This window comes from Ramlibacter sp. AN1133 (genome assembly GCF_037890035.1).
Taxonomy (GTDB): domain Bacteria; phylum Pseudomonadota; class Gammaproteobacteria; order Burkholderiales; family Burkholderiaceae_C; genus Ramlibacter.
Genome location: NZ_JBBKTQ010000030.1, coordinates 25,309 through 49,845, shown reverse-complemented (window position 1 = coordinate 49,845; position 24,537 = coordinate 25,309). Strand labels below are relative to the sequence as shown.

At 65.9% G+C, this 24,537-nt stretch carries 24 protein-coding genes and 1 pseudogene; 7 read left to right on the top strand and 18 right to left on the bottom strand.

Annotated elements, in window-relative coordinates; all coding sequences use genetic code 11:
- Window positions 1–7: 7 nt before the first annotated feature.
- The gene (locus WG923_RS26750; RefSeq protein WP_340354074.1) at window positions 8–376 is read left to right on the top strand and encodes a DUF4148 domain-containing protein; all 369 of its coding nucleotides are present in this window, start codon (window positions 8–10) and stop codon (window positions 374–376) included.
- Between the two features lie 240 nt (window positions 377–616).
- Here the strand turns inward: WG923_RS26750 and WG923_RS26745 are convergent.
- The 12 genes and pseudogenes from WG923_RS26745 to WG923_RS26690 form a co-directional block, all read right to left on the bottom strand.
- Window positions 617–840: pseudogene (locus WG923_RS26745) on the bottom strand (LysE family translocator); the annotation flags it as partial.
- A 217-nt stretch (window positions 841–1,057) separates the two neighbouring features.
- Window positions 1,058–2,014 carry a cupin domain-containing protein gene (locus WG923_RS26740; RefSeq protein ID WP_340354073.1) on the bottom strand — a complete coding sequence of 319 codons (957 nt, stop codon included), beginning with the start codon at window positions 2,012–2,014 and terminating at the stop codon, window positions 1,058–1,060.
- 65 nt (window positions 2,015–2,079) lie between these two features.
- Window positions 2,080–2,523, bottom strand: coding sequence for a GNAT family N-acetyltransferase (locus tag WG923_RS26735; RefSeq protein WP_340354072.1), 444 nt, complete (start codon window positions 2,521–2,523; stop codon window positions 2,080–2,082).
- A 112-nt stretch (window positions 2,524–2,635) separates the two neighbouring features.
- Window positions 2,636–3,553, bottom strand: a complete 918-nt coding sequence (locus WG923_RS26730; RefSeq protein ID WP_340354071.1) for an NADP-dependent oxidoreductase — start codon at window positions 3,551–3,553, stop codon at window positions 2,636–2,638.
- Window positions 3,554–3,576: 23 nt separating this feature from the next.
- On the bottom strand, window positions 3,577–4,122 hold the full coding sequence (locus WG923_RS26725; protein ID WP_340354070.1) for a carboxymuconolactone decarboxylase family protein: 546 nt from the start codon (window positions 4,120–4,122) through the stop codon (window positions 3,577–3,579).
- Between the two features lie 70 nt (window positions 4,123–4,192).
- The gene (locus tag WG923_RS26720) at window positions 4,193–4,894 is read right to left on the bottom strand and encodes a nitroreductase family protein (protein WP_340354069.1); all 702 of its coding nucleotides are present in this window, start codon (window positions 4,892–4,894) and stop codon (window positions 4,193–4,195) included.
- A gap of 673 nt (window positions 4,895–5,567) precedes the next feature.
- Entirely contained in the window at window positions 5,568–5,786 is a 219-nt protein-coding gene (locus WG923_RS26715; RefSeq protein WP_340354068.1) for a hypothetical protein, read from the bottom strand.
- On the bottom strand, window positions 5,776–6,747 hold the full coding sequence (locus tag WG923_RS26710; RefSeq protein ID WP_340354067.1) for a TauD/TfdA family dioxygenase: 972 nt from the start codon (window positions 6,745–6,747) through the stop codon (window positions 5,776–5,778). Before WG923_RS26710 ends, WG923_RS26715 begins: the two co-directional genes overlap by 11 nt.
- 2 nt (window positions 6,748–6,749) lie before the next feature.
- Window positions 6,750–7,826 (bottom strand): ABC transporter substrate-binding protein, encoded by a 1,077-nt coding sequence (locus WG923_RS26705; protein ID WP_340354066.1) that lies wholly within the window; start codon window positions 7,824–7,826, stop codon window positions 6,750–6,752.
- Window positions 7,819–9,813 (bottom strand): acetoacetate--CoA ligase, encoded by a 1,995-nt coding sequence (locus WG923_RS26700; RefSeq protein WP_340354065.1) that lies wholly within the window; start codon window positions 9,811–9,813, stop codon window positions 7,819–7,821. The genes WG923_RS26705 and WG923_RS26700 overlap by 8 nt, the downstream gene beginning before the upstream one ends.
- Window positions 9,810–10,547 carry a CoA-transferase gene (locus tag WG923_RS26695; RefSeq protein ID WP_340354064.1) on the bottom strand — a complete coding sequence of 246 codons (738 nt, stop codon included), beginning with the start codon at window positions 10,545–10,547 and terminating at the stop codon, window positions 9,810–9,812. Before WG923_RS26695 ends, WG923_RS26700 begins: the two co-directional genes overlap by 4 nt.
- Window positions 10,544–11,362 (bottom strand): CoA transferase subunit A, encoded by an 819-nt coding sequence (locus WG923_RS26690; protein ID WP_340354063.1) that lies wholly within the window; start codon window positions 11,360–11,362, stop codon window positions 10,544–10,546. The genes WG923_RS26695 and WG923_RS26690 overlap by 4 nt, the downstream gene beginning before the upstream one ends.
- Before the next feature lie 45 nt (window positions 11,363–11,407).
- Between WG923_RS26690 and WG923_RS26685 the strand changes: the two genes are divergently transcribed.
- Window positions 11,408–12,844, top strand: a complete 1,437-nt coding sequence (locus tag WG923_RS26685) for an aminotransferase-like domain-containing protein (RefSeq protein WP_340354062.1) — start codon at window positions 11,408–11,410, stop codon at window positions 12,842–12,844.
- A gap of 4 nt (window positions 12,845–12,848) precedes the next feature.
- Here the strand turns inward: WG923_RS26685 and WG923_RS26680 are convergent, their stop codons facing one another.
- The gene (locus tag WG923_RS26680; RefSeq protein WP_340354061.1) at window positions 12,849–13,811 is read right to left on the bottom strand and encodes a tripartite tricarboxylate transporter substrate binding protein; all 963 of its coding nucleotides are present in this window, start codon (window positions 13,809–13,811) and stop codon (window positions 12,849–12,851) included.
- 1,334 nt (window positions 13,812–15,145) lie between these two features.
- On the opposite strand from WG923_RS26680, the gene WG923_RS26675 reads away from it, so the two are divergent.
- The 5 genes from WG923_RS26675 (at window position 15,146) to WG923_RS26655 (ending at window position 20,716) form a co-directional block, all read left to right on the top strand.
- Complete coding sequence (locus WG923_RS26675; protein ID WP_340354060.1) at window positions 15,146–15,898, top strand: response regulator transcription factor; 753 nt, start codon at window positions 15,146–15,148, stop codon at window positions 15,896–15,898.
- Between the two features lie 76 nt (window positions 15,899–15,974).
- Window positions 15,975–16,664, top strand: a complete 690-nt coding sequence (locus tag WG923_RS26670; RefSeq protein WP_340354059.1) for a response regulator — start codon at window positions 15,975–15,977, stop codon at window positions 16,662–16,664.
- A gap of 4 nt (window positions 16,665–16,668) precedes the next feature.
- Window positions 16,669–18,828: a PAS domain-containing hybrid sensor histidine kinase/response regulator gene (locus tag WG923_RS26665; RefSeq protein WP_340354058.1), complete on the top strand. Its 2,160-nt coding sequence runs from the start codon at window positions 16,669–16,671 to the stop codon at window positions 18,826–18,828.
- Between the two features lie 251 nt (window positions 18,829–19,079).
- A complete protein-coding gene (locus tag WG923_RS26660; RefSeq protein ID WP_340354057.1) occupies window positions 19,080–19,994 on the top strand; it encodes a LysR family transcriptional regulator in 915 nt (304 codons plus the stop codon).
- 110 nt (window positions 19,995–20,104) lie between these two features.
- Window positions 20,105–20,716, top strand: coding sequence for an MEDS domain-containing protein (locus WG923_RS26655; protein ID WP_340354056.1), 612 nt, complete (start codon window positions 20,105–20,107; stop codon window positions 20,714–20,716).
- A 154-nt stretch (window positions 20,717–20,870) separates the two neighbouring features.
- Here the strand turns inward: WG923_RS26655 and WG923_RS26650 are convergent, their stop codons facing one another.
- From WG923_RS26650 to WG923_RS26630, 5 genes are all read right to left on the bottom strand, one after another.
- Window positions 20,871–21,005: a hypothetical protein gene (locus WG923_RS26650; protein WP_340354055.1), complete on the bottom strand. Its 135-nt coding sequence runs from the start codon at window positions 21,003–21,005 to the stop codon at window positions 20,871–20,873.
- Window positions 21,006–21,305: 300 nt separating this feature from the next.
- Window positions 21,306–21,788 (bottom strand): hypothetical protein, encoded by a 483-nt coding sequence (locus WG923_RS26645; protein WP_340354054.1) that lies wholly within the window; start codon window positions 21,786–21,788, stop codon window positions 21,306–21,308.
- Window positions 21,789–21,798: 10 nt separating this feature from the next.
- Window positions 21,799–22,488: a haloacid dehalogenase type II gene (locus tag WG923_RS26640; protein WP_340354053.1), complete on the bottom strand. Its 690-nt coding sequence runs from the start codon at window positions 22,486–22,488 to the stop codon at window positions 21,799–21,801.
- A 73-nt stretch (window positions 22,489–22,561) separates the two neighbouring features.
- Window positions 22,562–24,097, bottom strand: coding sequence for a solute symporter family protein (locus WG923_RS26635; RefSeq protein ID WP_340354052.1), 1,536 nt, complete (start codon window positions 24,095–24,097; stop codon window positions 22,562–22,564).
- Window positions 24,094–24,471 (bottom strand): DUF485 domain-containing protein, encoded by a 378-nt coding sequence (locus tag WG923_RS26630; protein ID WP_340354051.1) that lies wholly within the window; start codon window positions 24,469–24,471, stop codon window positions 24,094–24,096. Before WG923_RS26630 ends, WG923_RS26635 begins: the two co-directional genes overlap by 4 nt.
- Window positions 24,472–24,537: the final 66 nt, after the last annotated feature.

Below are 24,537 nucleotides of genomic sequence, written 5' to 3'. Positions count from 1 at the left end.
AAATTCCATGAACCGCTATGCCGCCGCCCTCCTCGCCGTCTCTGCTGCCGCCCTCTGCGGCCAAGTGCTGGCGGAAACCCCCACCGCCGTGCCCGAGCAGCCGTTCGTCTCTGTCAAGAGCCGGGTCGACGTGCAGGCGGAGCTGGCCCAATACAAGCAAGCAGGCGTGAACCCCTGGTCCATGCACTACAACCCGCTGCGCGCTTTCAAGAGCAACACCAGCCGTGAAGCGGTGACGGCCGACTACATCGCCGCCCGTGACCAGGTTGCCGCGTTCACCGGCGAAGACAGCGGCGCCGGCTACCTGGCGGCCAACCGGAGCCGCGTGCCGGCTGCCACCAAGCTGGCCAGCCAGGGGGACGCGATCGTCCGCTAACTGCCCGTGCCACTGCGTTGGCCGCCGCGGCGTGCAGCCGCATCAGGCTCCCCTCGCGCCGCGGCGCGGTGGGAGCCTTGCTTCTTTGTGAAACGGCCAAGCCGCCCCGGCCTCCCGGGCGTCGAGCTGCTGGCCTTCACGGACCCCCAGCAGTCCGCTGTCGCCGCGCACTCCTCGGCACACACCGTCGCCTTCGAGCGTGGTGTCCGATGCATCACTTCGGAGGGAGACGTTTTGGGCAGCGTCGGACGCAAACGGCATGCGAGCAGCAGCGCGGTGCTGCCAAGTGCCGCACACAACACATCGACGACCAAGCCGAGCGCGACCTCGCCTGGCGAGATCAGCCCCGCGGCGCGCCCGGGCAGACCGAACGAGAGACCAGGTAGATCATGCCCGGGTCTTGCGTAAGCGCCATGCCCAGGTGCGACGAGGCCGAAGGCCAGGACAGAAGTGTCTTCATGCATCGCATGTCTCCATGACAACATGGTGACAACGCTGAGCGCGCGGCGCTTCGCGGCTGTCGTATCTGCACGCGTTGCGTCGCTCTGGCGCCGGGACAAAGCTGCATGTGTGAAGCCATGAACATCCGACAAGACTGCTGTGCCGAGCGGATCCCGCGAAGGCGTCGCCCACATGAAGCACAGCGCTCGGGATTCGCCAACGCCTGCGCGAGAGCTCCCGCTACCGACCGTCGCCGGTCGAACGGCGCCATTGTCCGGGCGTCATCCCCATCCATTCGGCAAACGCACGCCGGAATGCCGCCTCGGATTGATACCCTACGGACTCGGCTACACCCGCCGTTGTCATCCCCGGCTTTTTCAACTCGTTGGCGGCCAGGCTCATGCGGATATCGGTCAACAGGTCGATGGCCGAGCGCCCCAGCTTGTCCTGAAAGTGCCGCATGAAGGTCGCGCGCGACATGCTGCACAAGTCCGCCAACTCAGGCAGCGTCCACGGGCGCGCCGGATCGGCGAACAGGGCTGATATCGCCGGCGCCAGACGTGGATGGCCGGCCAATGCCAGCAAGCCTGGTGGGGCATCCTCGGTTTCGCTGGCTGCGCGCAATACGAGTGCGAACAGCGCCGAGGAAAGCGCGTTCAGCACGGCATTCCCGCCCAGTTTGTCGCTGGTGGACTCCAGCCGCATCAGGCCCATCAGACCGGTCAGGTGCTGTGAAGCGGAGCCGACAGCTTCGGCGGTGTTGCTGCCCAACGCCCGTATGACGACGTTCGTGGGCAGGTAATTGCGAATCAAGCGGTCATGCGGTTGCCTGACGAAGAACCTCCCGCACAACAGATCCAGACGCTCGCCCGGCCCATCGTTCTCACTGAGCATCCAACCTGCCGAATCTCGGCGATTGTGCGTGGGCGCCGGGGCCTGTCCACTGCCATCGTCCAGCACGTGCTTCGAGCCGTGAGGCAGCAGCACGATGTCTCCGCCCACCAGTTCCGTGACCGTGTCCATCTCCGAATCTTTGAGAATGGCCCGGCCCTTGAGCACGATGTGGTAAGGAATCTCGTTCGCTGCGGCCTGTGGCCAGGAAACACGCCAAGGGGCGCCGTAAGCGCAGCGGACCTCCAGCCGGCCGGTCACGGTGATCATTCGCAGGAGCTGGCTCAGCCAGTCGACTTCGGTCATGGAATTCGGCACGTCGCAATGCTCAACCATCGTAACGCGGAGCGCGTCGGTGGTCCCCGCGACACTCATTCCTTGGCAAGCGCTTGACCGAAATGCAGGGCTCGAGAAAGCAGCCCCTGCCTGAAGTAAAAGCGTTGGGCGAGCGAGTTGCCAAGAGCCGTATCGAGCATCAGCTGCTTGCAGCCATGCCGGTACGCCTCTTCGCGCACCGCGTTGATCAGTGCCGCGCCGATGCCGCGCGAACGCACACTGCCGGTCGTGACCAAGTCGTCGATGTAGATGAACCGACCGTAGATCAGATTCTCCTGGTGACGGTAGCCTGCCAAGCCGAGGACCTGCATTCCATCCCATGCGCCGAGTAGGCGGTAGCCCTGGTGGGCCTGCCGCTGCAGTTGCGCGATGAATGCATCGGCATCGACCAGGTGCGGCCGCAGTTCACGCATGACCGCGAAGGCAGCGTGGAAGTCCTGATTCGTTTCAACGTGGCGCAATTGCGCATTCATCTTCATCTCCATTGCGGGGCGGCACCAGCAAGACGCCGACGTAGCAGGGCAGGCGAGCTCGCCGGGCCACGGACTCACGGGATGGCGGGGAGCGCGGAACCGCGCTCCCGCCGCATCGTCACGGACGAATCCGGATGACCGTCTTCCCGTTGATCCTCTCGGTCCGGTTGAACGCGCCGACGGCATCCCCGAGCGACACGACCCTGCCGATGTGCGTGCGCAGTCGTCCGTCCCGCACGCGCTGGACGATCTCACCCAGTTGTGCGCGATCGGGCTCGACCACGAAGTCAACCGCCAAGCCGTCGGCGGGGCGCGCCTCGGACGGCCCGACGACGGACACCAACCTTCCTCCTGCTCGCACCAGGCGCGCAGACCGTTTGCCGATCTCACCACCGATGAGATCGAACACCAGATCCACCGCGCCGACGTCTTCGAGGAGCTCGTTGTCGAGGTCGACGAACGCGTTCGCGCCGAAGTCCAGAGCAGCCTGACGGTCGGCGGCGCGCCCGGTACCAATGACGTAAGCGCCGAACTCACGTGCGAGTTGGGTCACCACCGATCCAACAGCACCGGCAGCGCCGTGGGCAATCACGGTTTGGCCCGCACGAAGGCGGCCATGATCGAACAGTCCCTGCCATGCGGTGAGACCCGAGATCGGCAGGCTGGCGCCCACGGCGAAGTCGACGTCACCGGGCAGGGGCGCCAGGTTGCGGGCCTCGACCGCCAGATACTCCGCCAGCGTGCCGTCGCGGTACCAGTCGGTGATGCCGAACACGCGCTGGCCCACCGACAGTCCCGTCGTGCCATAGCCGAGGGAGCTGACCACTCCGGCGAATTCGTGTCCTGGGACGGACGGTGTTCGGTTCCGATTGACGCGATCGGTCCACGTCGAAGGCCACGCCAGCTCGGTGCCGACGAATCCCGAGGCATGAACCTGAACGACGACATCGTTGATCGCGGGCACCGGATCGGGCCGCTCCACGAGCTTCATGCCGGCCTTTCCGGCTGCCTGCTCCGTAACAACAATCGCTTTCATGAGATCTCTCCTTATTGGTTGGGTCAGATGGAGCCGGCTGGGGCCACGGCCGGAAAGTCCTGCTCCGGATCGAACACGTTGTTGAAGAAGTTGGTCAGCGAGAACAGGGCCACGAGCGCGATCATTTCCATGACGTGCGCATCGGTGTAGCCGGCATCGCGGACGGCCTGGAGATCGGCGTCGCTGACCTTGCCGCGGGCATCGACCACTTTGCGCGCGAACTGGACGGCGGCGTTCCGCTTCGGGTCGGTGGCGTGACCCCGCCGGGCGAGAATGATTTCGTCGGGGGGCAGCTTGGCCATGTGCTCGGCCATGTAGCTGTGGAGGGTCAGGCAGTAGTCGCACCCATTCACTTCGGAAACAGCCAGGCCGATGGCGTCGCGCGTCTTCACGTCGAGAGTCTTGCTCAGGGACCCGAGAAGGGTGGCCCACGAGTTGAACGCGACCGGGCTGGTTGCGAAGGTCGCCAGCATGTTCGGGGTGAAGCCGATGTTCCTGGTGAACATGTCGAGGGTCGGCTTCGAGGCGGCCGGCACCTGTTCCGGCGTGGGCAGGGTGGATCTGGGCATCGTAGGCTCCTTCAAGTTTTGAACGATTGGGGGAAAGGGGAGGAAAGGGGAAGAAACGGGCGGTGCTTGGCTAGACGAGGTCCAGCACCTCGGGGACGGGCCGGCGCGGCTTTTGCGGCCAGTTTCCCGGTCGCTCGGCTCCGATGGACACCAGCATGACCGGCACTTCGTCCTCGGCGAGCGCGAACTCGCGCACCAGCGCTTCGGCGTCGAAACCGATCATCGGCGTCGAGCCAAGGCCCCAAGAGCGGGCCACGTACATCATCGCGGTCGCGGCGATGGCGCCCGTGCGCACCGCCTCGTCTCGCTGCTGCTGCGGGTACTCGGCATAGAGACCGCGCGCGGGGTTCTCCCACTCCGGCACCATCGTCGCCGGCATGATGCCCGCCTGCACCAATGGTGCCAGGCGCTGCGGAATGACGCTGGCATCGGCCAGCTGGCCGCAGATGATGAAGGTCACGGCCGCATCCGTGATCGGGGGTTGATTCCAGGCAATCGGCTTCAACCGAGCCTTGGCTTCCGGCGTGCGTACAGCGATGAAGCGCCAGTTCTGCAGGTGGAAGGATGTGGGAGCGGTGGTGGTGATACGCACCAGCTCGTTGATTTGCTCGTCACTCAGGTTGAAGGATGGGTCGTAGTACTTGGCGGCGCTTCGGCTCAGGATGGTTTCGACGACGGGGTTGCGCGCAGGGATTGAGTCCTGGGCCAGTGCGCGGAAATTCGCGCTGGCGCCGCCGGGGGATTCGATGGCAGGAATATCGATACGGCTCATGGTTCGGCTTCTTCGTCAGGTGGTTGGAAGCCGTGACTGTAGAAGCGGTTGGTGCAAATATCGATACCGAGAAAGCTCAAGTTCCTGCTCTAAAGGATCACTCTCCCGGAACCGCGATTTCGGCTGAGGTGGCCCTGCCCCGTGAAGAAGGCGGTCCCGGCCGCGGCGGCCTGGCAGCTGACGCTGAACTGGAGGGAAGGAAAGTCGAGGCTCTCGACGCACACCTCATGCGCGAGATTCAACTGCATGCCGATGTGATCGCTGCGTGCAACGACGCGCCCTCGGGCGCCGGCCCAGCGGAAAGGACTGCGCTCGTGAGGCCTATCCGCTCATCCGCTCGCGAGCGCAGCGGAGGTGACCGGGCAAGCGGATCAGCCAAACGCTTGCCCCGTTTGCTGGGCGCGTTCGGTTCCTCAGAGCGTAAGCAGATCGAGGTGCTTGCAATCGACGCGGTCGGCACGCTTGGCGAGTGCATGGGTGCCGTAGGCCTATCGCATCCAGTGAGGCCTGCCTGGCGCAGTTCGGCGTGAGCGCCGGCTGCGGACGCTGCAGCGCCTTGCATGCGTTCACCGCGGATTCGAAAGTGCGCTGCCTGATGGCTCGCAGACGCGTGGCGCTGATGGCCGATTTGTTTCGCAGTCGGGGCAAAACACCAGCCCTCTTTTCACGCAGTTCAGGTGGTGCCGATGATCGTCCAGCGCACGTCATCGGCGAGCGTGTCGACGAATCGCCGGCCATCGCCGTTTGCTGTATCGGTGAACACCGCCTCCAGGATCGCCCTGTCGTGTTCCATGCTCATCGTGCCCTTTGCGTCGGAATGGCACGCATGGTATTCGCCGGTCCCGCCGCCTGGATCCGGCCGCGGCACGGCCTGCAATCGCTCAACCGTCATAGCCCGGCGCGCCCTGCTCCCTCAGCCACAGCCGCACCATGTGCCTCTTGCTGTGCGGAGCATCGACAAAGGCGGTCCTGCGGTGGCAAGTGCCCAGGTTGTTGACGAACTGCATTTCGCCCGCCTGCATCGCGAAGGTGTGGCACAGGGCCGGATCCGCCAGCACCTGCTTGAGCGCGTCGAGCGAACGGGCGCCCTGCGCGTCGAGCTCGTTGCCGGGCAGCCGGTAGGCGTTCAGCAGCGGAAAAAGGCCCATGCGCATCTTCAGGTCGGCGCCCGCAGCTGCGAAGATCGGCGCGCTCACTAGCGGCGGCTCGCCTGGCGCATGCTCCTTCTGGCGATCGAACAGGAAAGGTTGGTACAGCCGCGGCAGAGCGTCGGGATGGCGCCTGCGCAGCTCATTGTGGATGGTGCGGATGCTGGCCACGCCGCTTAGGCCGCCCTCGACAGCCGGCCGGATGCATAGCAGGCCGACATAGTCCGGCTGGCACCGGTTGTACGCATTGTCGTTGTGAAAGAACTGCTCCACGTTGGTCTTGTCGGGACGCACGCCCGAGCCGGGTTCCGGCTTGCGGCCGGCGTCCTGGACGTCGTAGACCCGCGCGCCGGCCATGTTCTGCGCCACTGGTCGCGCGATCAAGGAGGACAACAGCCAGTACGCCAGCGTGCTGTCCTTTTGGCCCCATTCCCGCACCGGAAGGCCGCAGACGAGTGCGAACCCGCGGCCCTCCTGCAGGGCCTGCCGCACCCGGCCCATCAGCGCGCGCGCGGCCGGCAGGCAGAAGTCCTCCGGGCGTGTTGCATCGACCGGAACATGGCTGCAGGTCGCGATCGCGATCGCCCGTTCGAGTTCAGCGAGGACCTCAGCGCCAAGCGCAAAGCGCCACTCGCTGTCCTGCAGCTCCGCTGCCCGCCATGCCATGGAACCCGCAAACAGCGGGAGCGCTTCGTCGGCCACCATGGTCACAGCAGACCGAGCCGCTCGAGCGAGCCGCCGTAGATCCATTCCCGCAGGTCAAAGTCGCTCTTGATGAAGCCATGATCCAGCAGAAATCGCTTGTGCGACTCGAGCCCCCTGACCATGGGCTCCGCCAGCGACGGCGTCAGGTCGAGGTGTGCCCGCGCGCCGTAGGCTGCTTCGGCCCATTCGAAGGAGGTCCCGACTTCGTTGGCAAAGGACTGCACCGCGGCTTGGCGATTCGACTTGCTCCACTCCGAGGCCCGCACCAGTTGCGCCACATAACGGTCGACAAGATCCGGGCGCTCACGCACGAGCTGAGCGCTGACAGTCAGGGTGGCTGGCTGCTGGTTGCTGCCGCGGATCTCAGGGTCCGGATGGAAGCCCAGTTCCGCAACGTCCTGGGCGCCCAGGAACTCACGCAGCCACAGGCCCGCGGCCCCGCTGACATAGATCGCGTCCACGGTGCCGCGAACCATGGCGAAGGCCTCGACCTGCTGGCGGCGCGCGCGATGCCCTCCGCTCCAGAGCTGGCCGCTGGATGATTCCGCGGTGTCTCCCATGTAGGCTTCGGTCACCGGCAAGTCGATGAACTCGACTTCATCGGGACTGACGCCTGCGAGCTTGAGGGCCGCGTGGGCACCGCGCAAGCACATGGCCGCGAAAAAGTCGATCTTGTCGTTGACGCGACGCGGAATACCGATGCGCCGGTTGCGAAGCTGCTTCGGCGCGGTGATGCCGGCCTCCGGCCGGGCAATGATCGCCTGGTATTCGTCCACCCAGGTCAGACCGATCAGCCGGGTGTCGCGGTGGATCGAGTGATTCCAGATCGGTGGCGTACTGCCACCCTGCCGGAAGGAATCGGGTTGGCGGTGGTCGAAATGCGACTCGCGCACATCACGGCTTGCCGAGGCGCGCAGCGAGACGACAGAGATCCCGTCTGGCGCGAACTCCCGCTCGAACATGCCTTCCTGGATGGCAATTCCGGTAGCGGTGGGCACCGGGCAGCGCGTGTACCACAGGCGGTCCAGTGCGCGCGCCACAGCGGCGCGCTCTTGGCGGTCGGCAACGGTCTCAAGCATGGCAATCTCCTTGGATCTTGGCGGTTGATGTGTGAAGGCGCCGCAAGGCGGCCAGAGAGCGGGGATTGGCAAGAGCGGCTTCGTTGCGCACGGGCTCGCCATGAATGGCCGCCCGCACCGCAGCCTCTGAGCACTTGCCGTTGCTGGTCCGTGGCAGTTCCGGAACTTCGAAGATGACTTGCGGCACGTGCCGCGGCGACGCCCCGCTGGCAATGGCTCGGTGGATGCGGTCCTTCAGCGCCTCATCCAGCACGGCACCGGGCGCCAGCACCACGAACAGCGCGATGCGCAGGACTGGCCCGTGCCTCTGGTCGACCGCGGCGCACTCGAGGATTTCGCTGATACCCCCTAGCTGCGCGTAGATCTCCGCAGTGCCGATGCGCACGCCGTTGGCCTTGAGGGTTGCATCCGATCGCCCATGGATGATGAAGCCGCCTTGCGGTGTGGTCTCCGCCCAGTCGCCGTGGCGCCAGACCCCGGCCCACGTGCTGAAATATGCGGCGTGCATCTGCGTGCCGTCGATGTCGCCCCAGAATCCCAAGGGCATCGAGGGAAATGGCCGCGTGCACACCAGTTCGCCGGGACGGCCGCGCACGGGACGACCGTCGTCGTCGAAGACATCGATGGCCATTCCAAGCGCCGGCGCCTGAATTTGACCGGCATAGCACGGCGCCGTCGGGTGTCCGCCAACGAAGAACGAGATGATGTCCGTGCCGCCAGAGGGCGATACGAGGTGCACGTCGCCCTTCAGGCGCGTGTGCACCCAGGCCGCCGTCTCCGCCGACAGCGGCGCGCCTCCGGCTGCAATACAGCGCAGGGCTGATAGGTCGTGCGTCCTCGAAGGCTCCAGACCGCTGCGCATCCACTCCTCGATCACCGGCGGCGCCAGTCCCAGCAGCGTCACGCGTTCGCGCTCGGCGATATCGAGCACCACCGGCACGGGCCGAGTGGGCGATCCGTCGTACAACACGACGGCGGCGCCGCAGGCAAGTCCCGACATCAGGGAGTTCCACAGCATCCAGCCCGACCCGGTGACGCGAAAGATCGTGTCGCCGGGCCGGACATCAAACTGCAGTACATGGTCGGCGATGTGCTTCAGCAAGGTGCCGCCGGCACCATGCACGAAGCACTTGGGCGATCCGGTGGTGCCAGAGCTGTAGAGCACGTACAGCGGATGCGAGAAATCGAAGCGCTCAAAGGGGAATGGCGACGCGTCCTCGCGCGCAAGAACGTCGTCCCAGGAAGCGAAGCGCGACCAGCTTTCAGGCGCCGGCTCGCCACTCGCGAGGTACTCCACGGCAATCACGTGTCGGACGCTGGGCAGTGCCGCGGCGATCTGCACGCCTTTGCGCCGCGCGTCGTGGACGGTTCCGCCGTAGCACGCGCCGTCGGCGAGCACGAGCACGACCGGCTCGATTTGTGAGAACCGGTTCACCACCGCTTCCGCGCCCAGGTCAGTCGCGCAGATCGTCCACACGGCGCCGATGGACGCGCATCCCAGCATGCCAATCATCGCCTGCGGAATGTTGGGCATGTAGGCGGCAACCCGGTCCCCGGGGAGCACGCCCATGCCTTGCAGGGCACGGGCCATGCGGGCGGCCGCCGCGCGCAGTTCGCCGCGGTCCATGCGCAGGCGATGCCCGGACTCATTCCAGAAGCTCACCGCCGTTGCCTCTCCGCCCCAACGCAGCAGATTTTCCGCGAAATTCAGACGCGCGCCCGCGAACCACTGGGCATGCAGCATGGATCCGTTCTCCACGAGCGCGGGCCCCGAACCGCGCTCGCCGATCACCTGTCCGAAGTCCCACACGCAATCCCAGAACGGGCCCATGTGATCCAGCGAGAACCTGTGCAGATGTGCGTAGTCGCCCAGCCGCACTCGATATCTCTGCTCGATATGGCGGCTGAGAGCCGTCACGTTGGCCGAGGCGATGCGTTCCGGGCTGGGGACCCAGCTTGGCAGCCCGGACGCGACTGCTCCGGTCATGCGGCCTCCCGCAGCCTGGCAGCGAAACCCGGGTAGGTCGCGGCCAGCGCATCGGCCACACGTCCGCGCAGAAGCTCGCGTTCCTGCGCGGTGGGCTCCGGCGTGGCAGGCGGCTCACTGTCGGAGAGATCGAACTCGAAACCGGTTTCGCGCCGGATGCCCTGCAGGTCGTTGCCGCCGTGCACGCTTTGCAGCTCGAATCTGCGTACCGCGGGACGGAAGCGGAAAACGCAGCGACTGGTGATCAGGGCCGCGGGCCCTCCAGGGCGGTGCACGCGCGGGCCGCTGGCGCCAGCGGCGCTGACGTAGTCAACGCGTGGCACCAGCACTCGCCGCGAATGTTCCTCGCGCACGAGCACCACCCGCCGGACCATGGAATACAGGTAAGGAGAGCCGAAGTTGCCCGGCCAGCGCACCGACAACGCCGGGTACTGGCCGCGGCCCATGAAATTGAGATTGGCCTCGGCATCGATCTGGCCGCCGCCGAGCAGGAAACCGTCGATGCGCCCCTGCGCCGCCGCCTCGAAGAGTTCACGGCCGCCGTCCGAGAAGAACAGCTGCGCGCGGCTGCCCAGGATCGTGACGCGCGGCTTGCCATGCAGCGCCTGCGCGAGCAGCGCACCGGCGGCATGCATTGCGCCATCGGAGCCAATGGCGACATGCCTGCAGCCGGCGAGCTCCCGGCCGATCAGCGCGGGAAGGAAGAACACGCCCAACGGGTCCGGCGCGCTCATTGCGGTGCCCCCGGCATGAAGACCTCCTGCAGGTACTGCGTGAAACCGGATTGCGTGCGCGCGGCCTGGAAGTACGCGCGAAGCTGCGCCGGATCACCGGGCCACTCGGCCCCGGCATCAAGCGGCCAGGAGCCTCCGGGGCAGTGCGCGATGGCGTCGATGTAGAGGTTGGACAAGGTACCGTCTTCGTACAGGGGAGTGTTCATGAGATCGCCATCGAAGATTCGCTCCACCGTCACCAACGTGCGGCGGCAGGCGTGGGCAAGCATCGCCAGTTCCCGTCGGCGCCCCAGCCAGACGTTTCCGAGCCGGTCGGCGAGTGGCGCGTGGAACAGGGCCACATCGGGCCGGATGGCAGGAACGAGCAGGATGTCGTGTTCAGGGTCGAACGGGTTGGCCACCACCTTCCAGTCGTTCCTTTGCCTCACCACGTCCGAGCCGATCACCCCGGCGATGGGGATGAAAGGCAGGCCTTTTTCGGCCGCCCCCAGGCCGTGGAAGATCACCGGGCAGGTGGATTCGCGCATCTGCAGGCGTCCGGTCCGCATCGCCTCGGAAAAGCGCGGCGGCGTGCCCAGTTCAGGCATCAGCATCGCGCCGCATTCGAGCTCGCTGACGCAGCCCGCGCCGATCAGAATGTCTGCCTGCATCCCATTGGAAGGCATCACCAGCAAGCGCAGGTTGCGGCGGCCAGCCCGGATCAGATGGCGGGTGACTTCCATCGCGGCGCCGGAGAAAAAAGCATTGAAGTCCACCGGCACCGCCAAGTGCGCGCCATCCGGAATGCGCGAGGCGAGTTCCTCGACGCTGATCATGATGCTGCTGCATGTATCCATGGTCTGCTACTGTAGGGACCACGCATGGACGATCCTATGGCCAAGAGCGGGCAACAAAAGAAAGCCAAGTCGACGGCTGCCGCAGGCATTGCATTGGACCGGGTGAACCACCGGCGCGCAGCGCACGGTCCCGTTTACCGGCAGTTGTACGACACCATCAAGGAGGCCATCCTTGCCGGCACCTTTCCGGATGGTGCCCGGCTTCCGTCATCCCGCAGCCTCGCCGTGCAGCTCGGCTTGTCCCGCACCACAGTTGATCTGGCTTACAACCTCTTGGCAGGCGACGGGCTCGTTCAGGGGCGCACGGCCAAGGGCACACGGGTCACCAGCGGGGTGAAGGCGCCTGTGGCCCCGCAGCGCAAAGCGCTGGCCCTTGGAGCCTCGATGTCGCCCGCCCGCTCCTTGCCGCTGGCCCCAGGCGCGGCTGCGGTCGATCTCTTTCCGCGCGCACTCTGGTCGCGGCTCGCCACACGTCACGCAAAGAGCTTGCTGCCCGACGATCTGGTGGCGCGCGACCCTGCAGGGCATCCCCGGCTGCGCGAAGCCATTGCCAACCGGGTGCGACTGGTGCGCGGGATGGCTTGTGATGCCGGCCAGGTTTTCGTCACAGCCGGGGTCGCGGGCGCCGTGCTGCTGGTCGCGAACGCCTGCGGGGCACAGTGCAAGAAGACGCTCGCCCACCGCGAGACGCTGTCCTTGCCGCTGCGCCACGCATTCGAAGCCTTGGGAATCTCGATTGAGGCACCGGATTTCTCGGCCCTCGAAGGCAATCGATGGCCTGCCGCCGCGCTTGCGGTGGTGAATGCAGAAGACCTCGAGATGCGCGCGCGGCCGAGACACGCTGCGGTGACTCGGTCACTTGTGCAGTGGGCTCGCTCCCACTCGGCTTGGATGCTGGAGGAAGACCGCGACCTCGATCTGTTCCACGAGGGCCTTCATCCAGCGTTGCTGGCGGGCAGCGCGGCGCCAGAGGTGTCGATCTACCTCGGATCCTTCGAGCGAAGCGTGTTTCCCGCCGTCGGCTGCGCCTTCGTCGTTGTCCCGCATGCATTGGTCGAGCAGTTCGCTGCCGCATCGGAACAGTCTCCCTGGACTGCGCCGCTGCAAACGCAACGGGTGCTGAGCGACTTCATCACCCAAGGCTACATTGGCCGCCATGCCAACCGACTGCGGCGCACGCACCAGGAGCGGCGCCAATTCGCGATTGGCATGCTGCGCAAGGGGCGCGCCACGGGAAGGCTGCATTTCGAGGCGGTGGGCTCATGCCTGGTGGCATCGCTCCAGCCACTGGGTCCGACCACCGACTTGCGCACGGACTTGCGGTTGTCCGGCCTCGGAGCAAAGGTGCTCTGCGCTCCTGACTTGCCGTGCGAGCTTCTGCAACTGGGTTATGCCGGCGTGCCAGCGAAGGAGCTTGGTGCTGCGATCGAGCAGCTCGACGCCCTGCTCGCGCGGCTCTGAAGCTCTATTCGATCTTGCCGCCCAAGGTCTTCACCACGCCGGCCCACTTCTTCATGTCGGCGTCAATGAAGGCCTCGAACTCCTGGGGCGTGGAGGCCACCGGCACCATACCTTGCGAGGACATCCAGGATGCGATCTTCGGATCAGCCATGGCCCGCTTGATCGTCTGCTGGATCTGGGCGAGGACCGGGGCCGCTGTGCTGCGCGGCGCGATCACCCCGAAATAGCTTTCCACGGCGAAGCCCCTGACGGTTTCGCCGATCGGGGCCACTTTCGGAAAGCCGGGCAGCCGCTGGCTGCCGCCCGCGGCGATCAGCTTGATGCGGCCGGCCTGGACCATGGGCAGCTGCGAGACAAATGAGTCGAACAGCAAGCCAAGGCGCCCGCCGATCAGGTCCGTTTGCGCAGGGGCACTGCCCTTGTATGGCACGTGCACCATATCGATGCCAGCCATCTGGTTCAACATCTGGCCGGCCAGGTGGGCGGTGGAGCCGGTGCCTGCAGATCCATAGCTCAACGTCTTCGGGTTCTTCTTGGCGTACGCAATGAGCTCCGCCACGTTGCTCACGGGAAGCGTGTTGGACGCGAAGAGCGCGATCGGCAAGGTGCTGATCTGGGTGACGGCAGCCAGGTCCTTCAACGTGTCGTATGGCATCTGCGGGTTGATGCCTGGATTGACCGCGAAGGAAGGAATGACCAGGCCGATCGTGTGGCCGTCATTCGATTTGGCGACCGCATCCGCCCCGATGATGGTGCCGGCGCCCGGCTTGTTGTCCACGATGACGGGCTGCTTCCATTCAGCCTCCATGCGCTGTGCGAGCATCCGCGTCAATCCATCGGCCGATCCGCCGGGCGGAAAGGGAACGACGAAATGCACTGGCTGCGTCGGCCATGTGTTCGCCAGGGCGGCGAGTGGCCCGGCGAACAGGCCGATGGCGAGACTGACGAGAGCGGTGCGGCGAAGCATGGTGATGTCTCCTGTTGTGGCGTATTCGTAAGCACGCCCTATGGTGTCCGATGCTAGTCCCCGGCGGCCAGCTTGCTGTACGGCCAACGCACGAGAAAAGATGCAGGCCAAGCTCATTGGGCCCCTTTAGCCGATGCAATTGAGGGTGCAATCGAACACCTCGTGTCCAGCTTGCCCGCGGCGCTGTCGCCAGGAGCCTTCTTCTCCGCGTCCTTCTTCCATCGGGTGAGCGCGACGAGGTCAGTTCCCCGTGGACGCGTCCTGAATCGGGTCACACGGCTTAGGCCATCAGCGAACCGGCTGCAGACATGGCCACGGTGATCGCAGCTGAAGATTCTTGCGCCGGCTCGGCGATACGGCGCAGCACGGCTTCCTCGGTACCGCGCGAATCGGGAACACCGCCGCCGATGATCTTCGCTCGATCTCACACGCAGCCATCCAACGACACGGGGGATCTTCCTCAGCGTGGACGGCGTCTTGCATTGCGTCGGCAGCAAGTCCGGCGAGTCGCTACCGTTCGAATGGCTGCCGGAGTCTTTACCCATTTTCCGGGCCTGGTGGCTTCTCCGACGGTCGGATGCCGGCCAGCTGTCGAGCGCACGATCGGTCGCGCCCCGCATCGCTTTGACCGGCAATCGCTCTAGCCTCACGCGCAACACCCACCTGTGGTTTTTTTCTTTATTGATCTGACGCAGTGCGTCCTGTCGCGGTCCGCGCGACTGCCCTGAACATCACGCAAAACTCCAGACCGCACACCGGCGGTGTGCGGCTGACCTGGCCAAGCCGCGCTGTCTCGCCGGCGCGCGTTTCTCAGGCGGCATGGGAGCCGACTCGCCGATGCCGCGGGGCCGGCCTTGTGTCACGGGCTCGCCATGCGGTCGATTGGGCAGGTGGTGGCTGCGTGGACGTTGGCGCAACGCAGTCGAGGGTGATTCGCTCCAGTGAGCGCGTCAGCCTCGCGAATTGGTGTCAGCCCCGTCATCAGCCACGGAAACAGGAACACGACCACCGCTGCGGCAGCGCAGTAGGAGACCATCAGGCGGGACATGATTCGGTCAGCCGGGGGCGGTGGCGCGCGAACTTCCGATCGACCGCAAGTTCCAGCTCAAGTCGAGCCCGCCGCGGAACGATCCGGATGGGGATTCGCGCGTCGGACCGGCCCAACCCTCATCTGCACAAAGGTCGGCAGACCCCCCGGCTTCCACTTGTTCCTGCGGGCATGCAGTCCGCAGCGCAGTCCTGCTGCCCGGTCCGACCGGGGGGGCCGCATGGCCGGCAGTGACCAGCGATTCCGAAACCGAATGCGCCCTACGAAATCAATTCATGGGCCGACGTTGGAACGCCGCCACCCGTTTGCATCCAACATTCAGGACCGCGCCGGCACCGCCAAGCGCGCCTTGCATCAAGACGGAGACACCCCTTCCATGGAAGTACACGATGGAAGCAAGCCCATACCCGTAGTACTCGCCGACGACCATGACATGGTGCGGGCGGGTCTGCGTCTGCTGCTAGAGGCCGGCAAGGGCTTCCGTGTCATCGGCGAAGCGCGTGACGGCTGCGAATTGCTCGAAATGCTGTCTTGCCTGCAGCGACGGAGCGAGCCGCCGAAGGTCGTGTGCGCGGACTTGTCCATGCCGAGGATGGACGGCCTCGCCGCGATTGTCGAGATCCGCAAGTTGCATCCGCGAGTCCGGACCCTCGTCCTCACGATGCACGACACCCTGGAGGCGGTCCGCAGTGCCGTTCTCGCAGGCGCAGAGGGCTACCTCGTGAAGGACGCCGCCGTGCAGGACCTGGAGCACGCCGTGCGGACGCTTGCCGCCGGGGGCACCTTCTATAGCAACAGCGCGACGCGCCGCTTGCTCGACGGCGAGAAGCCAGCGTCCGCCGAAGAACTCACGCCGCGCCAACTGGAGATTCTTTCGCTCCTGGCCCGCGGCTGCTCTTCGAAGAGCACGGCCCTTGAGCTGGGTCTCAGCCCCAAGACCATCGACGTGCACCGCGCACGCATCATGGACCGGCTGCAGATCCGCGACATCGCCGGCCTGACGCGGTATGCGATCCGCAGGCGCCTGATCCCGGCCTGACCCTTCGATCCCCGCCGCGGCGGGGCCATCCCACTCCGTTTCCGCAGCTCCTCGCTCCGAAAAGATGAAGGCCTTGATGATCGACGATGACCCGCTTGCGCGGTCATGGATGCGTGACGTCTTGCGGCATCACGTCAGCGAACTCCTGGTCGCCGAAGACGGCGAGCAGGCGTGGCAATTGCTTCAGGCCGGCGCACGGCCGGCGATTTGCTTCTGCGATGTGGCGATGCCGGGCATGGATGGCCTGGAGCTGCTGCATCGGATCAGGGATGAGCCCCTGCTCGACGACCTGCCCTTCATCCTGCTTTCAGCAACCGTCGAACGCGATGCCGTGGATGCCGCCGCGGCGCGCGACGCTTCGGCGTACCTGCTCAAGCCTTTCCTCTCCGCGCAGGCGCACCCGGTCATGGCCAGTCTGGTGCGCAAGTGCCGGCTGGCGCGCTCGGAGCATTTCCTGGTCACCCTGCGGCGAACCGGTGTGCCTTTCGAGGCGCTGGAACATGCGCTGCGCGAGTTGCTGCTTGCATTGCGGCTGGCGATCGCCTGCAGATCCAGCCATTGCCTGATCCATCCTGGCGAAGGGGCCCTGCACCTCGGGCTGTACCGCTGCGCACGGCTGATGGCACTGGCTGGAACGGCGGGCTTGGGCACCGAGCGTCGGCGCGTACTGCTGCGCGAATGCGCAGCCCTCGTCGAGGACCAGTTGCGGGAGATGGGCGCGCTGTCGCCTGACCGCACGTCGGCCAGCACGAATTGGGGGAGATAGCAGCATGCAGGACGCGGGATGGACTGAAGCGGCAGAGTGGGCCGAGCTGGTTCCGGTCGCCTTGATCGGCCTGGATGCCGAGGGCCGACTCGTGAATGCAAACGGGCATTGGAACAGCCTGGCCGGACGCTGTGGCGAGAAACTGCTGCACCTGCCGTGGGTGGCCGCAGTGCACCCGAAGATGCGTTGGGAAATCGACGCAGCATGGAAGGCGGCTGCCGCGCAGGAAGAGAGTTTTGTCACCTGCTTTCGCGCCTGCGGCAGGCCCGGCTCCCAGCCCTGGGTCCGGATCCGCATCTCGCCGCTGGTGCCGCCGCGCGGGGCCACGGCATTCATCGGCGCAGCAGTCGATGCGTCCGAAGGCGTGCGGTTCAAGCAGGAACTGGAGACCAGCAATCAACGGCTCGCGCGCGCCGTTGACGCAGCGGGGCTCGGCCTCTGGGAGGTCGACCTGCGCAGGCGCGAGGTGTACCTGTGCAGCGGGTGGGCAAAGCTGGTGGGTTTTGCGCGGCAGGACCGCGTGATACGGCTGGCCGAGCTCCTGCCGCACATCGAGCAATGCGAGGATACGCAAGCCATCGGAGCTGCCTGGAACCGGCTGCTCACCGGCGCGGCGGACCGCGTCGCCCTCGAGCACAGGATCCGGCGTGCACCCGATGGGGTGGTCTGGCTGTACACCCAGGCGCAGGTGAGCGAGCGTGCCGCCGACGGCCGCCCGCTGCGCATCCACGGGACCTGCAAGGACGTGAGCGAGCGCAGGCGGTCTGAGGGTGCGCTGCGGTCCGCACTCGCCGCTGCGGACAAGGCGAACCGTGCCAAACGCGAGTTCTTGGCCAGCATGAGCCACGAGATCCGCACCCCGCTGAACGGCGTCGTCGGTCTCACCCGTCTGCTCGCGCAGGGAACGCTTGCGCCCGCCGAGCTTGATGCGGTCTCCATGATCGACAGCTGCGCCAAGGCTCTCCTGGGTCTGGTCGACAACATCCTCGACTTCTCACAGATCGAGGCCGGACGGCTGGCGCTGCATCCGGTGCCGACGGACCTGCGGCGGCTGCTCGGCGAAATTGGCGACGTGGTCGCCGTCCAGGCGCGACAGAAGGGGCTGATCTTCCACCTGGGACTCGATCCGGACCTGCCGCCCTGTGTCCGGCTGGATCCCGGGCGGGTCCGGCAAGTGTTGCTCAACCTGCTCGCGAATGCCCTGAAGTTCACCTCCCACGGAGGATTCTCGCTGTCGGCGCGGATCGCCCGGGGTGCCATGTCATCCCACCTCTTCCTGCAGGTGACCGATACAGGCATCGGCATCGCCGCTACCGACCAGGCGAGCTTGTTCATGCCCTTCACCCAGGTGGATGCCTCGGCGAGCAAGAAGTACGAAGGCACGGGCCTGGGCTTGGCCATCTCGCGTCAGCTGGCGCAGCTGATGGGGGGCCAACTGTGCTTGGTCAGCGAACCAGGTCGAGGGTCGGCCTTCACCCTGCGCCTGCCGCTGGACGTACTTGAGCCGTGCACCCTCGCCGCCGCGCCAGCCCCGAGCGATCGCAATGCAGGCGCCATCCTGCTGGTGGAAGACAACGAAGTGAACCAGATCGTCGCCCGGCGCATGCTGGAGAGTCTCGGCCATCAGCGAGTGACTGTCGCCGGCAACGGAAACGAAGCCATTGCGGCATGCCGCTCAGGCCCGTTCGACCTGATCCTGATGGACTGGCATATGCCCGAAAAGGACGGCCTGCAGGCCACCCGCGAGATTCGCGCGATGGGACTGCGAACACCCATCATTGCGCTCACCGCGAGCGCCACTTGCGGGGATCGCGAGCGCTGTCTCGAAGCCGGCATGAACGACTTCCTGAGCAAGCCGGTGGAGATGGCGGTGCTCGCCGAGAAGTTGCGCCGCTGGCTGCGCGCCGAGGTGCCGGTGCCGGTGCATGGCTCCGTCGCCAACGAGCCGAGCTGCAACTCCCTTCCCGCGTTTGACCGTGGGACGCTCGGCCAGAGCATGGACCCTGACTTCGAAACTATCGCCTGGTCATTGCGCATGTTCGAGCGGCAGACCGGCCCCGCACTGGACGCGCTGGAGCAGGCGCTTCACCCCGGGGAGCTCGAGCGCGCGCGCAGCCTGAGCCACCGCATTCGCGACGGCGCAGGCATGCTGGGTGCGCTTTGACTCGCGCAGAGTTGCGCCGAATCGAGCGCAGCCGCGCTACCGAGCCCGTCGTGCTTGCCGATCTGCTGTTGCTGGCCCGACGGGACTACGCAGAATTCCTCGAAGAATCCGCCCTGCTTCGGACGCCCGCGATCGAATGCGAGCCGGCGTGAAGCGGTCTGACCGGGGAGGACCGACCGCTGCTTGCAGCTGCGTGCAATCCACCGCATGATTGGCGCAGTGCGCCATCGGCCTTTTTGCGTTCGAACCCCATGGGAATAGACCTGGATCTGCGACGCCTGCGGTTCTTCGTCGAGGTCGTCCAACAGGGCGGTTTTTCCGCGGCCGCGAAGAAATTGTTCGCGACCCAGTCTACCGTGAGCAAGGCGGTCAAGCAGCTGGAAGAGGAGTTGGGCGTCGTGCTGCTGCAGCGAAGCAGCGTGCGCACGGACCTTACCGACGAGGGAAGAGTCGTGTTCGCCAAGGCCGCGGAACTGCTGGCCGCCTCCGATCGGCTCAAGGCTGAATTGGACGAGTTGAAGGGGCTGCGCCGCGGCCTTCTGACCCTGGGCTTGGCGCCGCTGGGAACCAGCACGCTGCTGGCGGATGCGCTGGCATCCTTCAAGCTGCGCCATCCCATGGTCGACCTCAAGGTGGAAGTGGCTTCGGTCCTTGACCTGCACGAACAGCTGCTGGACCTCGATATCGAAATTGCCGCGCTGTTCGAGTCCGAGGATGAACGACTGGAATACCAGTTGTACATCGAAGACCACCTCATGGTGCTGCTTCCCGCGTCCAACCCTCTGGCCACCACGCCGACGGTCGATCTGCGCGCCCTCCAGGGCTTGCCCTTGTTCCTGTACGACGAAGATGTTCCGGCCAGCCGCGCCATCGCGAAGGCCTTTGAGGCGGCGGGCGTCAGCCCCCATGTGGCCGCGCGCAGCAGCCATCTCGAGTTGCTGTACGAACTGGTCAAGTCCGGGGCGGGCGCGTCTTTCGTCCCCAGCCGTTTCGCGGCCAGCCGGCAGCATCGCGCCACGGTTGCAGTGCCGCTTGCGGACATCCGTATTCCCTGGCGGCTGGGGTTCGCATGGCTGCGTAGCCGCTACCTCTCCCACGCGGCGCGCGCCTGGCTCCACAGTGCGGGTCCGCCCCAGCCCAATGCGATGTCCGAGCCCGTCGGGTAGCGGCGCAGCCGCATGACCTTACGGTCAGCAGGACGCAACCCCGGGATTTCCTTTGCTGGCGATGCGCCTAGGGTGGTTGTAGGATTTCCCGCAACCCACTGCAGGCTGCCATGAATTCCCAGTCGCCTTCGCCCGAGGCACTCGGCGAGCCGAGCGCGCGCTCTCGCCACGCATGCGCATTCTTCGAATCCTACGATGAGGAATATCGGACGCTCTTGCCCTTCGCGAACGAGTGCGTGCGCTGCAACAGCCGGTGCTTCCATCTGCACAATCCGGAGCAGGCAAGCGAGCGCGCGAACCTTCTGCTGCAGGCTGGGGCGACTTCGGATGGCGTCGCCGGCGCGCAGGAGATGCGCCCCTGGGAGGAAACCACCGTCCATGGCGGCGCGTTCAACATGAACGACATGCTGGCCCTGTTCCGCGAACTTGTCACCAGCGGCAGCGTGTGGGCCAACATGGAGTGGGCCTTACGCGAGTCAACCGGCGCGGACGACTTCATCGAGTTTGAAGCCCGGATCAACCCCGTCATCTCGGCCCACAACGTCTTCGTGATCTGCACTTACCAGGCGGGCCGCCACCAGCCTGCCGTCATGCTGGATGTGTTGCGCGCGCATCCGATGATCGTGGTGGAGGGTAAGGTCGAGCCGAACCCGCTTTACGTCCCGACCGAGACCTTCCTTGCTGAGTTGCGGCAGCGGCGCACGGCGGCCCAGGGCGGATAGCTGGCCGACGACAGCGCTGCGGAGGCGCTTGACGCCCTGTGAAGCACGGGCGACCACGCTGAAAGAACGCGTGCTGCCCGCCACTGCGAATGCCCTCCACGCCCGCTCCTTATTCGCTTAGACCACGGAGCAGGAAATGGCCGAAGGATTGTCCTCACTTTTCTAGCCCGCTTAGAAGCTTCGCGTTCGGCGCGGCCAGTTCAAAGCTGAAGCCGCCTGGCACAGCGAAGGACAGAGGCAGCCTGGCCGCCCAAAGGTTGTCGGTGGTCCGCAGCGCCTGCAGGCGCATGGCCAACTTCTTTGCCAACGCCGCCACGTGTGAGCCGCACGGCAGGCTCCTCTGGCGGCCCGGGAAGAAGGCACAGCGGTTCCTGATATCGGCTCGGCCTCGAAGGAGCGATCGCGACAGTCTCTCAGGCGGCGCACGGGGATGCGCGACTCGCGCTCGCACCTGGCATTTCTCGGGCGCACGACCGCGATGCGCATCGTGCAGGCATGCATTCCGGTGCGGCGCATTGCGGCATTCGGGCCTGAGGATGGGGCGCCAGCGGAGCGCCGCTAACCACGTGCCCGGGACCCCGTCCAAGATTCACGGTCGATCACGGCGCGCGGCGCTGCGGTGCGCCACCGGACACCGGCGTGCGCGTGGCTGGCACCAGTCGCCCGCCGGTACCGTCGCCCTGCTCTCCAGCCGCGCCATCAATCGGGGCATGAGCCACGGAAACAGGAACACGACCACCGCTGCGGCAGCGCAGTAGGAGACCAGCAGTCGGGACAGGACCGCCCGCCATGCGAGGCCCGAGACGCCTTCGAGCAACGCTGTCGTGACGGTCCCTGCCGTGCAGGTCAAGGCGCTGCCGATCAAACCTAGCGCAATCACGCGCCCGCGCCCGGACAGCCGCGCGCCTGGCGCGGCTTGCTTCGACGCGGCCGATCCGGTGGCCGCAAGGAGCAAGCCCGGGATGCCAGCAAGGAGCAATGCGGACCAGAGGACACGCGCCGGCATGAGCAGCCAGGGCAAAACGCCGCTGAGCGCCGGGTACGCGCCAAGGACGAGCCCCATGACGCTCATGCCGGCTTGTTCAGGCTGGATGGACCGCGGCGTGCAGCGCCGGCGCGATTCGGCCCAGGTGCGGGACCTCCAGGTCCGGAGAACGACCCAACTCGTCGAAGCAGCCACGGGCCCGGTTCACCCAGCAGGTCGAATAGCCGTAATAGGCGGCTCCTGTGGCGTCCCAGCTGTTGGAGGAGACGAACAAGATGGCGCTGCGCGCGACGCCGAGCCGTCGCTCGGCAAGCTCATAGACCCGGTGGTGCGGCTTGAATATGCCCACCTCGTCCACGCTGATAAGCTCGTCGAAATACGGCGCGATCCCTGCATGGGTGACCACAGCGTCGATGGACCGCGCCGAGCCGTTCGAGAGCACCGCAAGCTTCAGATCCCTCGCCTGCAGTTCCTTCAATGCGCTGGGAACCTCCGGAAAGGCGGCAAGGTGCAGGTACGCATCGCACAGCTCCTGCTGGAGCGGCCCGGCAAGTTCCAGGCCGAGCTGGCGGCAGGCGAACGCCAAGGCGTCGTAGGTGGCCTTCTCGAAGTTCTCGTAGCACCCCATCAGGCTGCGCATCCACGTGTACTCCAGCTGCTTTTGCCGCCACATGACGCTGATCTCGCGACCGCGCCCGGGAAAGCGGGTGTCGCAGGCCGCAGCCACGGAGTGCACGTCGCACAGCGTGCCGTACAGGTCGAAAACGAGGGCTTCAACTTTGTTCATGGGATCTCTTTCTTCAGGAGTGGAATCTGCAGGGCGGGATAAGCAGTTGCAGTGCATGGTTGTCGGATCCTGCTCAGGGCGAGGGGCCAGCGCCGTAACCGGTCTGCGCGCGGAAGAACACCTCGCCGAAGCGCGCCTCCACCTTGCGGTCGCGTCCACCGAGGAAGGTGCACAGCACCGCGCCCAAGAGCCCGATGGGCATGCTTACCAGGGTCGGATTGAGGAGCGGGAACAGCGCGTGGGAACCCATGAAAGCCGGCCCGGCGAGAGCCAGCCCGATGGAGGAGGCCAGGCCTGCGGCAACACCGCCGATGACGCCGGCCGTGTTGAAGCGGCGCCAGAACAACGACAGCAGGATGATCGGAAAGTTCGCCGACGCGGCGACCGCGATGGCGAGGATCACCAGCACACCGACGTTGAATCCCTGAGCAAACAGCCCGAGGCCAATGGCCAGCGCGCTGACCAGCAACGTGGCCATCTTGGCGACGCGCACCTGCTGCCGCTCGGAAACATTGCCTCGCTTGATCACGTTGACATAGAGGTCATGCGCCACCGCCCCAGACGTTGCCAGCGTCAAGCCCGCCACCACGGCCAGGATGGTGGCGAACGCCACCGCGCAGACCACTGCAAGGAAGATTTCGCCGCCCAGGGTTCCCGCGCCGCCCCCCAGGTACTGGGCCAGAAGCGGCAATGCGAGGTTGCCTCCGCGGTCGGCGGCACGGATCGCGTCCTGGCCGACGAGTGTGGCGGCTCCGAACCCAATGAAGGTGGTCACCAGGAAGAAGCTGCCCGCCAGGAACATCAGCCAGACCACCGAATTGCGCGCGGTGGTGGCATCCGGAACCGTGAAGAAGCGCGTCATGATGTGGGGCAGGCCGGCGACCCCCAACATGAACGACAGCATCAGCGACAAGGGATCCAGCGGGTGCTTCAAATAGCCGCCCGCCTGCAGCATCCGACTGCCGTAGGTGGACTCCACTGTGGAGAACAGGCGCAAGGGCTCGAAGTCGAGGCGCACGAGCAGCACTGCGACCAGGACCGCGGCGGTCGTCAGCAGCAGGATCGCCTTGATGATCTGCACCCAGGTGGTGGCCACCATGCCGCCGAACAGCACATACACCAGCATGCCGAGGCCGACGATGAAAATGGCCGTGGGATAGCTCACTCCGAGCATCAGTTTCATCAGCGCCCCGGCTCCGGCCATCTGCGGAACCATGTAGGCGATGTTGACCACCATGGTGCCTACCATCGCCGCCAGCCGCGCCTGCGGTGTCTGCATGCGGTAGGCGATCACATCCCCGAGCGTGAACCGGCCCGTGTTGCGCATCGGCTCTGCAACGACCATCAGGATCACGAGGAACCCTGCCAATGCGGCAACGGCGTAGAGCGAGCCGTCCATGCCGTAGAGGGAGACAAGCCCGGAGAAGCCCAGAAAAGCCGCGGCACTCATCCAGTCGCCCGCCAAGGCGAAGCCGTTCTGCTTTGCAGTCAGCGCACCGCCTGCGGCGTAGAAGTCACTGGTGGTGCTGGTGCGCTTGGCTGCCCACCAGGTGATCAGGAGCGTAAGCGCCAGGATGAGGGCGAAGATCAGCAGCGTCAGCGTCTTCACGGGCGCACTCCCCGGCGGACGACATTGGCGGCGGCGCGCGCCTGGGCGTCGAACTGAATGTTCGCCGCACGCACGTAGGCGAGCGACACGATCCAGCACAAGACATAGGTGAGAAAGACGAGCAGATAGCCCACGTTGGTCGCACCGACAACTTTCACCGCCATGAGCGGTTTGGCGTAGCCGGCCAGCAGCGACATGCCCAGAATGAACAGGAAACTCGTGGCCAGCAAGGGTCCGACGGTGCGGACCTTGAGGGCGATCAGCTCACCAAAGGCCCGCGTGCGCGTGGCCTCGTCCCAGAAGCCCTGCGCTGGGTCGTCGTTGGCGGCCAGTTCGAAATCCAGTGGGTAAGGTAATCCGGTGCGCGCATTCACGATGTCTCCTTATGGTGATGCGAGCAGCGGCGCAACATGCGTGCCTGGTTTTGCGAGGGTTTTCCC

Excerpts from the sequence above, each read along its gene's own strand:
- WG923_RS26750 (WP_340354074.1), top strand. The coding sequence starts at position 8 with ATGAACCGCTATGCCGCCGCCCTCCTCGCCGTCTCTGCTGCCGCCCTC.
- WG923_RS26740 (WP_340354073.1), bottom strand. The coding sequence starts at position 2,014 with ATGACCGAAGTCGACTGGCTGAGCCAGCTCCTGCGAATGATCACCGTG.
- WG923_RS26735 (WP_340354072.1), bottom strand. The coding sequence starts at position 2,523 with ATGAAGATGAATGCGCAATTGCGCCACGTTGAAACGAATCAGGACTTC.
- WG923_RS26730 (WP_340354071.1), bottom strand. The coding sequence starts at position 3,553 with ATGAAAGCGATTGTTGTTACGGAGCAGGCAGCCGGAAAGGCCGGCATG.
- WG923_RS26725 (WP_340354070.1), bottom strand. The coding sequence starts at position 4,122 with ATGCCCAGATCCACCCTGCCCACGCCGGAACAGGTGCCGGCCGCCTCG.
- WG923_RS26720 (WP_340354069.1), bottom strand. The coding sequence starts at position 4,894 with ATGAGCCGTATCGATATTCCTGCCATCGAATCCCCCGGCGGCGCCAGC.
- WG923_RS26715 (WP_340354068.1), bottom strand. The coding sequence starts at position 5,786 with ATGACGGTTGAGCGATTGCAGGCCGTGCCGCGGCCGGATCCAGGCGGC.
- WG923_RS26710 (WP_340354067.1), bottom strand. The coding sequence starts at position 6,747 with ATGGTGGCCGACGAAGCGCTCCCGCTGTTTGCGGGTTCCATGGCATGG.
- WG923_RS26705 (WP_340354066.1), bottom strand. The coding sequence starts at position 7,826 with ATGCTTGAGACCGTTGCCGACCGCCAAGAGCGCGCCGCTGTGGCGCGC.
- WG923_RS26700 (WP_340354065.1), bottom strand. The coding sequence starts at position 9,813 with ATGACCGGAGCAGTCGCGTCCGGGCTGCCAAGCTGGGTCCCCAGCCCG.
- WG923_RS26695 (WP_340354064.1), bottom strand. The coding sequence starts at position 10,547 with ATGAGCGCGCCGGACCCGTTGGGCGTGTTCTTCCTTCCCGCGCTGATC.
- WG923_RS26690 (WP_340354063.1), bottom strand. The coding sequence starts at position 11,362 with ATGATCAGCGTCGAGGAACTCGCCTCGCGCATTCCGGATGGCGCGCAC.
- WG923_RS26685 (WP_340354062.1), top strand. The coding sequence starts at position 11,408 with ATGGACGATCCTATGGCCAAGAGCGGGCAACAAAAGAAAGCCAAGTCG.
- WG923_RS26680 (WP_340354061.1), bottom strand. The coding sequence starts at position 13,811 with ATGCTTCGCCGCACCGCTCTCGTCAGTCTCGCCATCGGCCTGTTCGCC.
- WG923_RS26670 (WP_340354059.1), top strand. The coding sequence starts at position 15,975 with ATGATCGACGATGACCCGCTTGCGCGGTCATGGATGCGTGACGTCTTG.
- WG923_RS26665 (WP_340354058.1), top strand. The coding sequence starts at position 16,669 with ATGCAGGACGCGGGATGGACTGAAGCGGCAGAGTGGGCCGAGCTGGTT.
- WG923_RS26660 (WP_340354057.1), top strand. The coding sequence starts at position 19,080 with ATGGGAATAGACCTGGATCTGCGACGCCTGCGGTTCTTCGTCGAGGTC.
- WG923_RS26655 (WP_340354056.1), top strand. The coding sequence starts at position 20,105 with ATGAATTCCCAGTCGCCTTCGCCCGAGGCACTCGGCGAGCCGAGCGCG.
- WG923_RS26650 (WP_340354055.1), bottom strand. The coding sequence starts at position 21,005 with ATGCGCCTGCAGGCGCTGCGGACCACCGACAACCTTTGGGCGGCCAGG.
- WG923_RS26645 (WP_340354054.1), bottom strand. The coding sequence starts at position 21,788 with ATGAGCGTCATGGGGCTCGTCCTTGGCGCGTACCCGGCGCTCAGCGGC.
- WG923_RS26640 (WP_340354053.1), bottom strand. The coding sequence starts at position 22,488 with ATGAACAAAGTTGAAGCCCTCGTTTTCGACCTGTACGGCACGCTGTGC.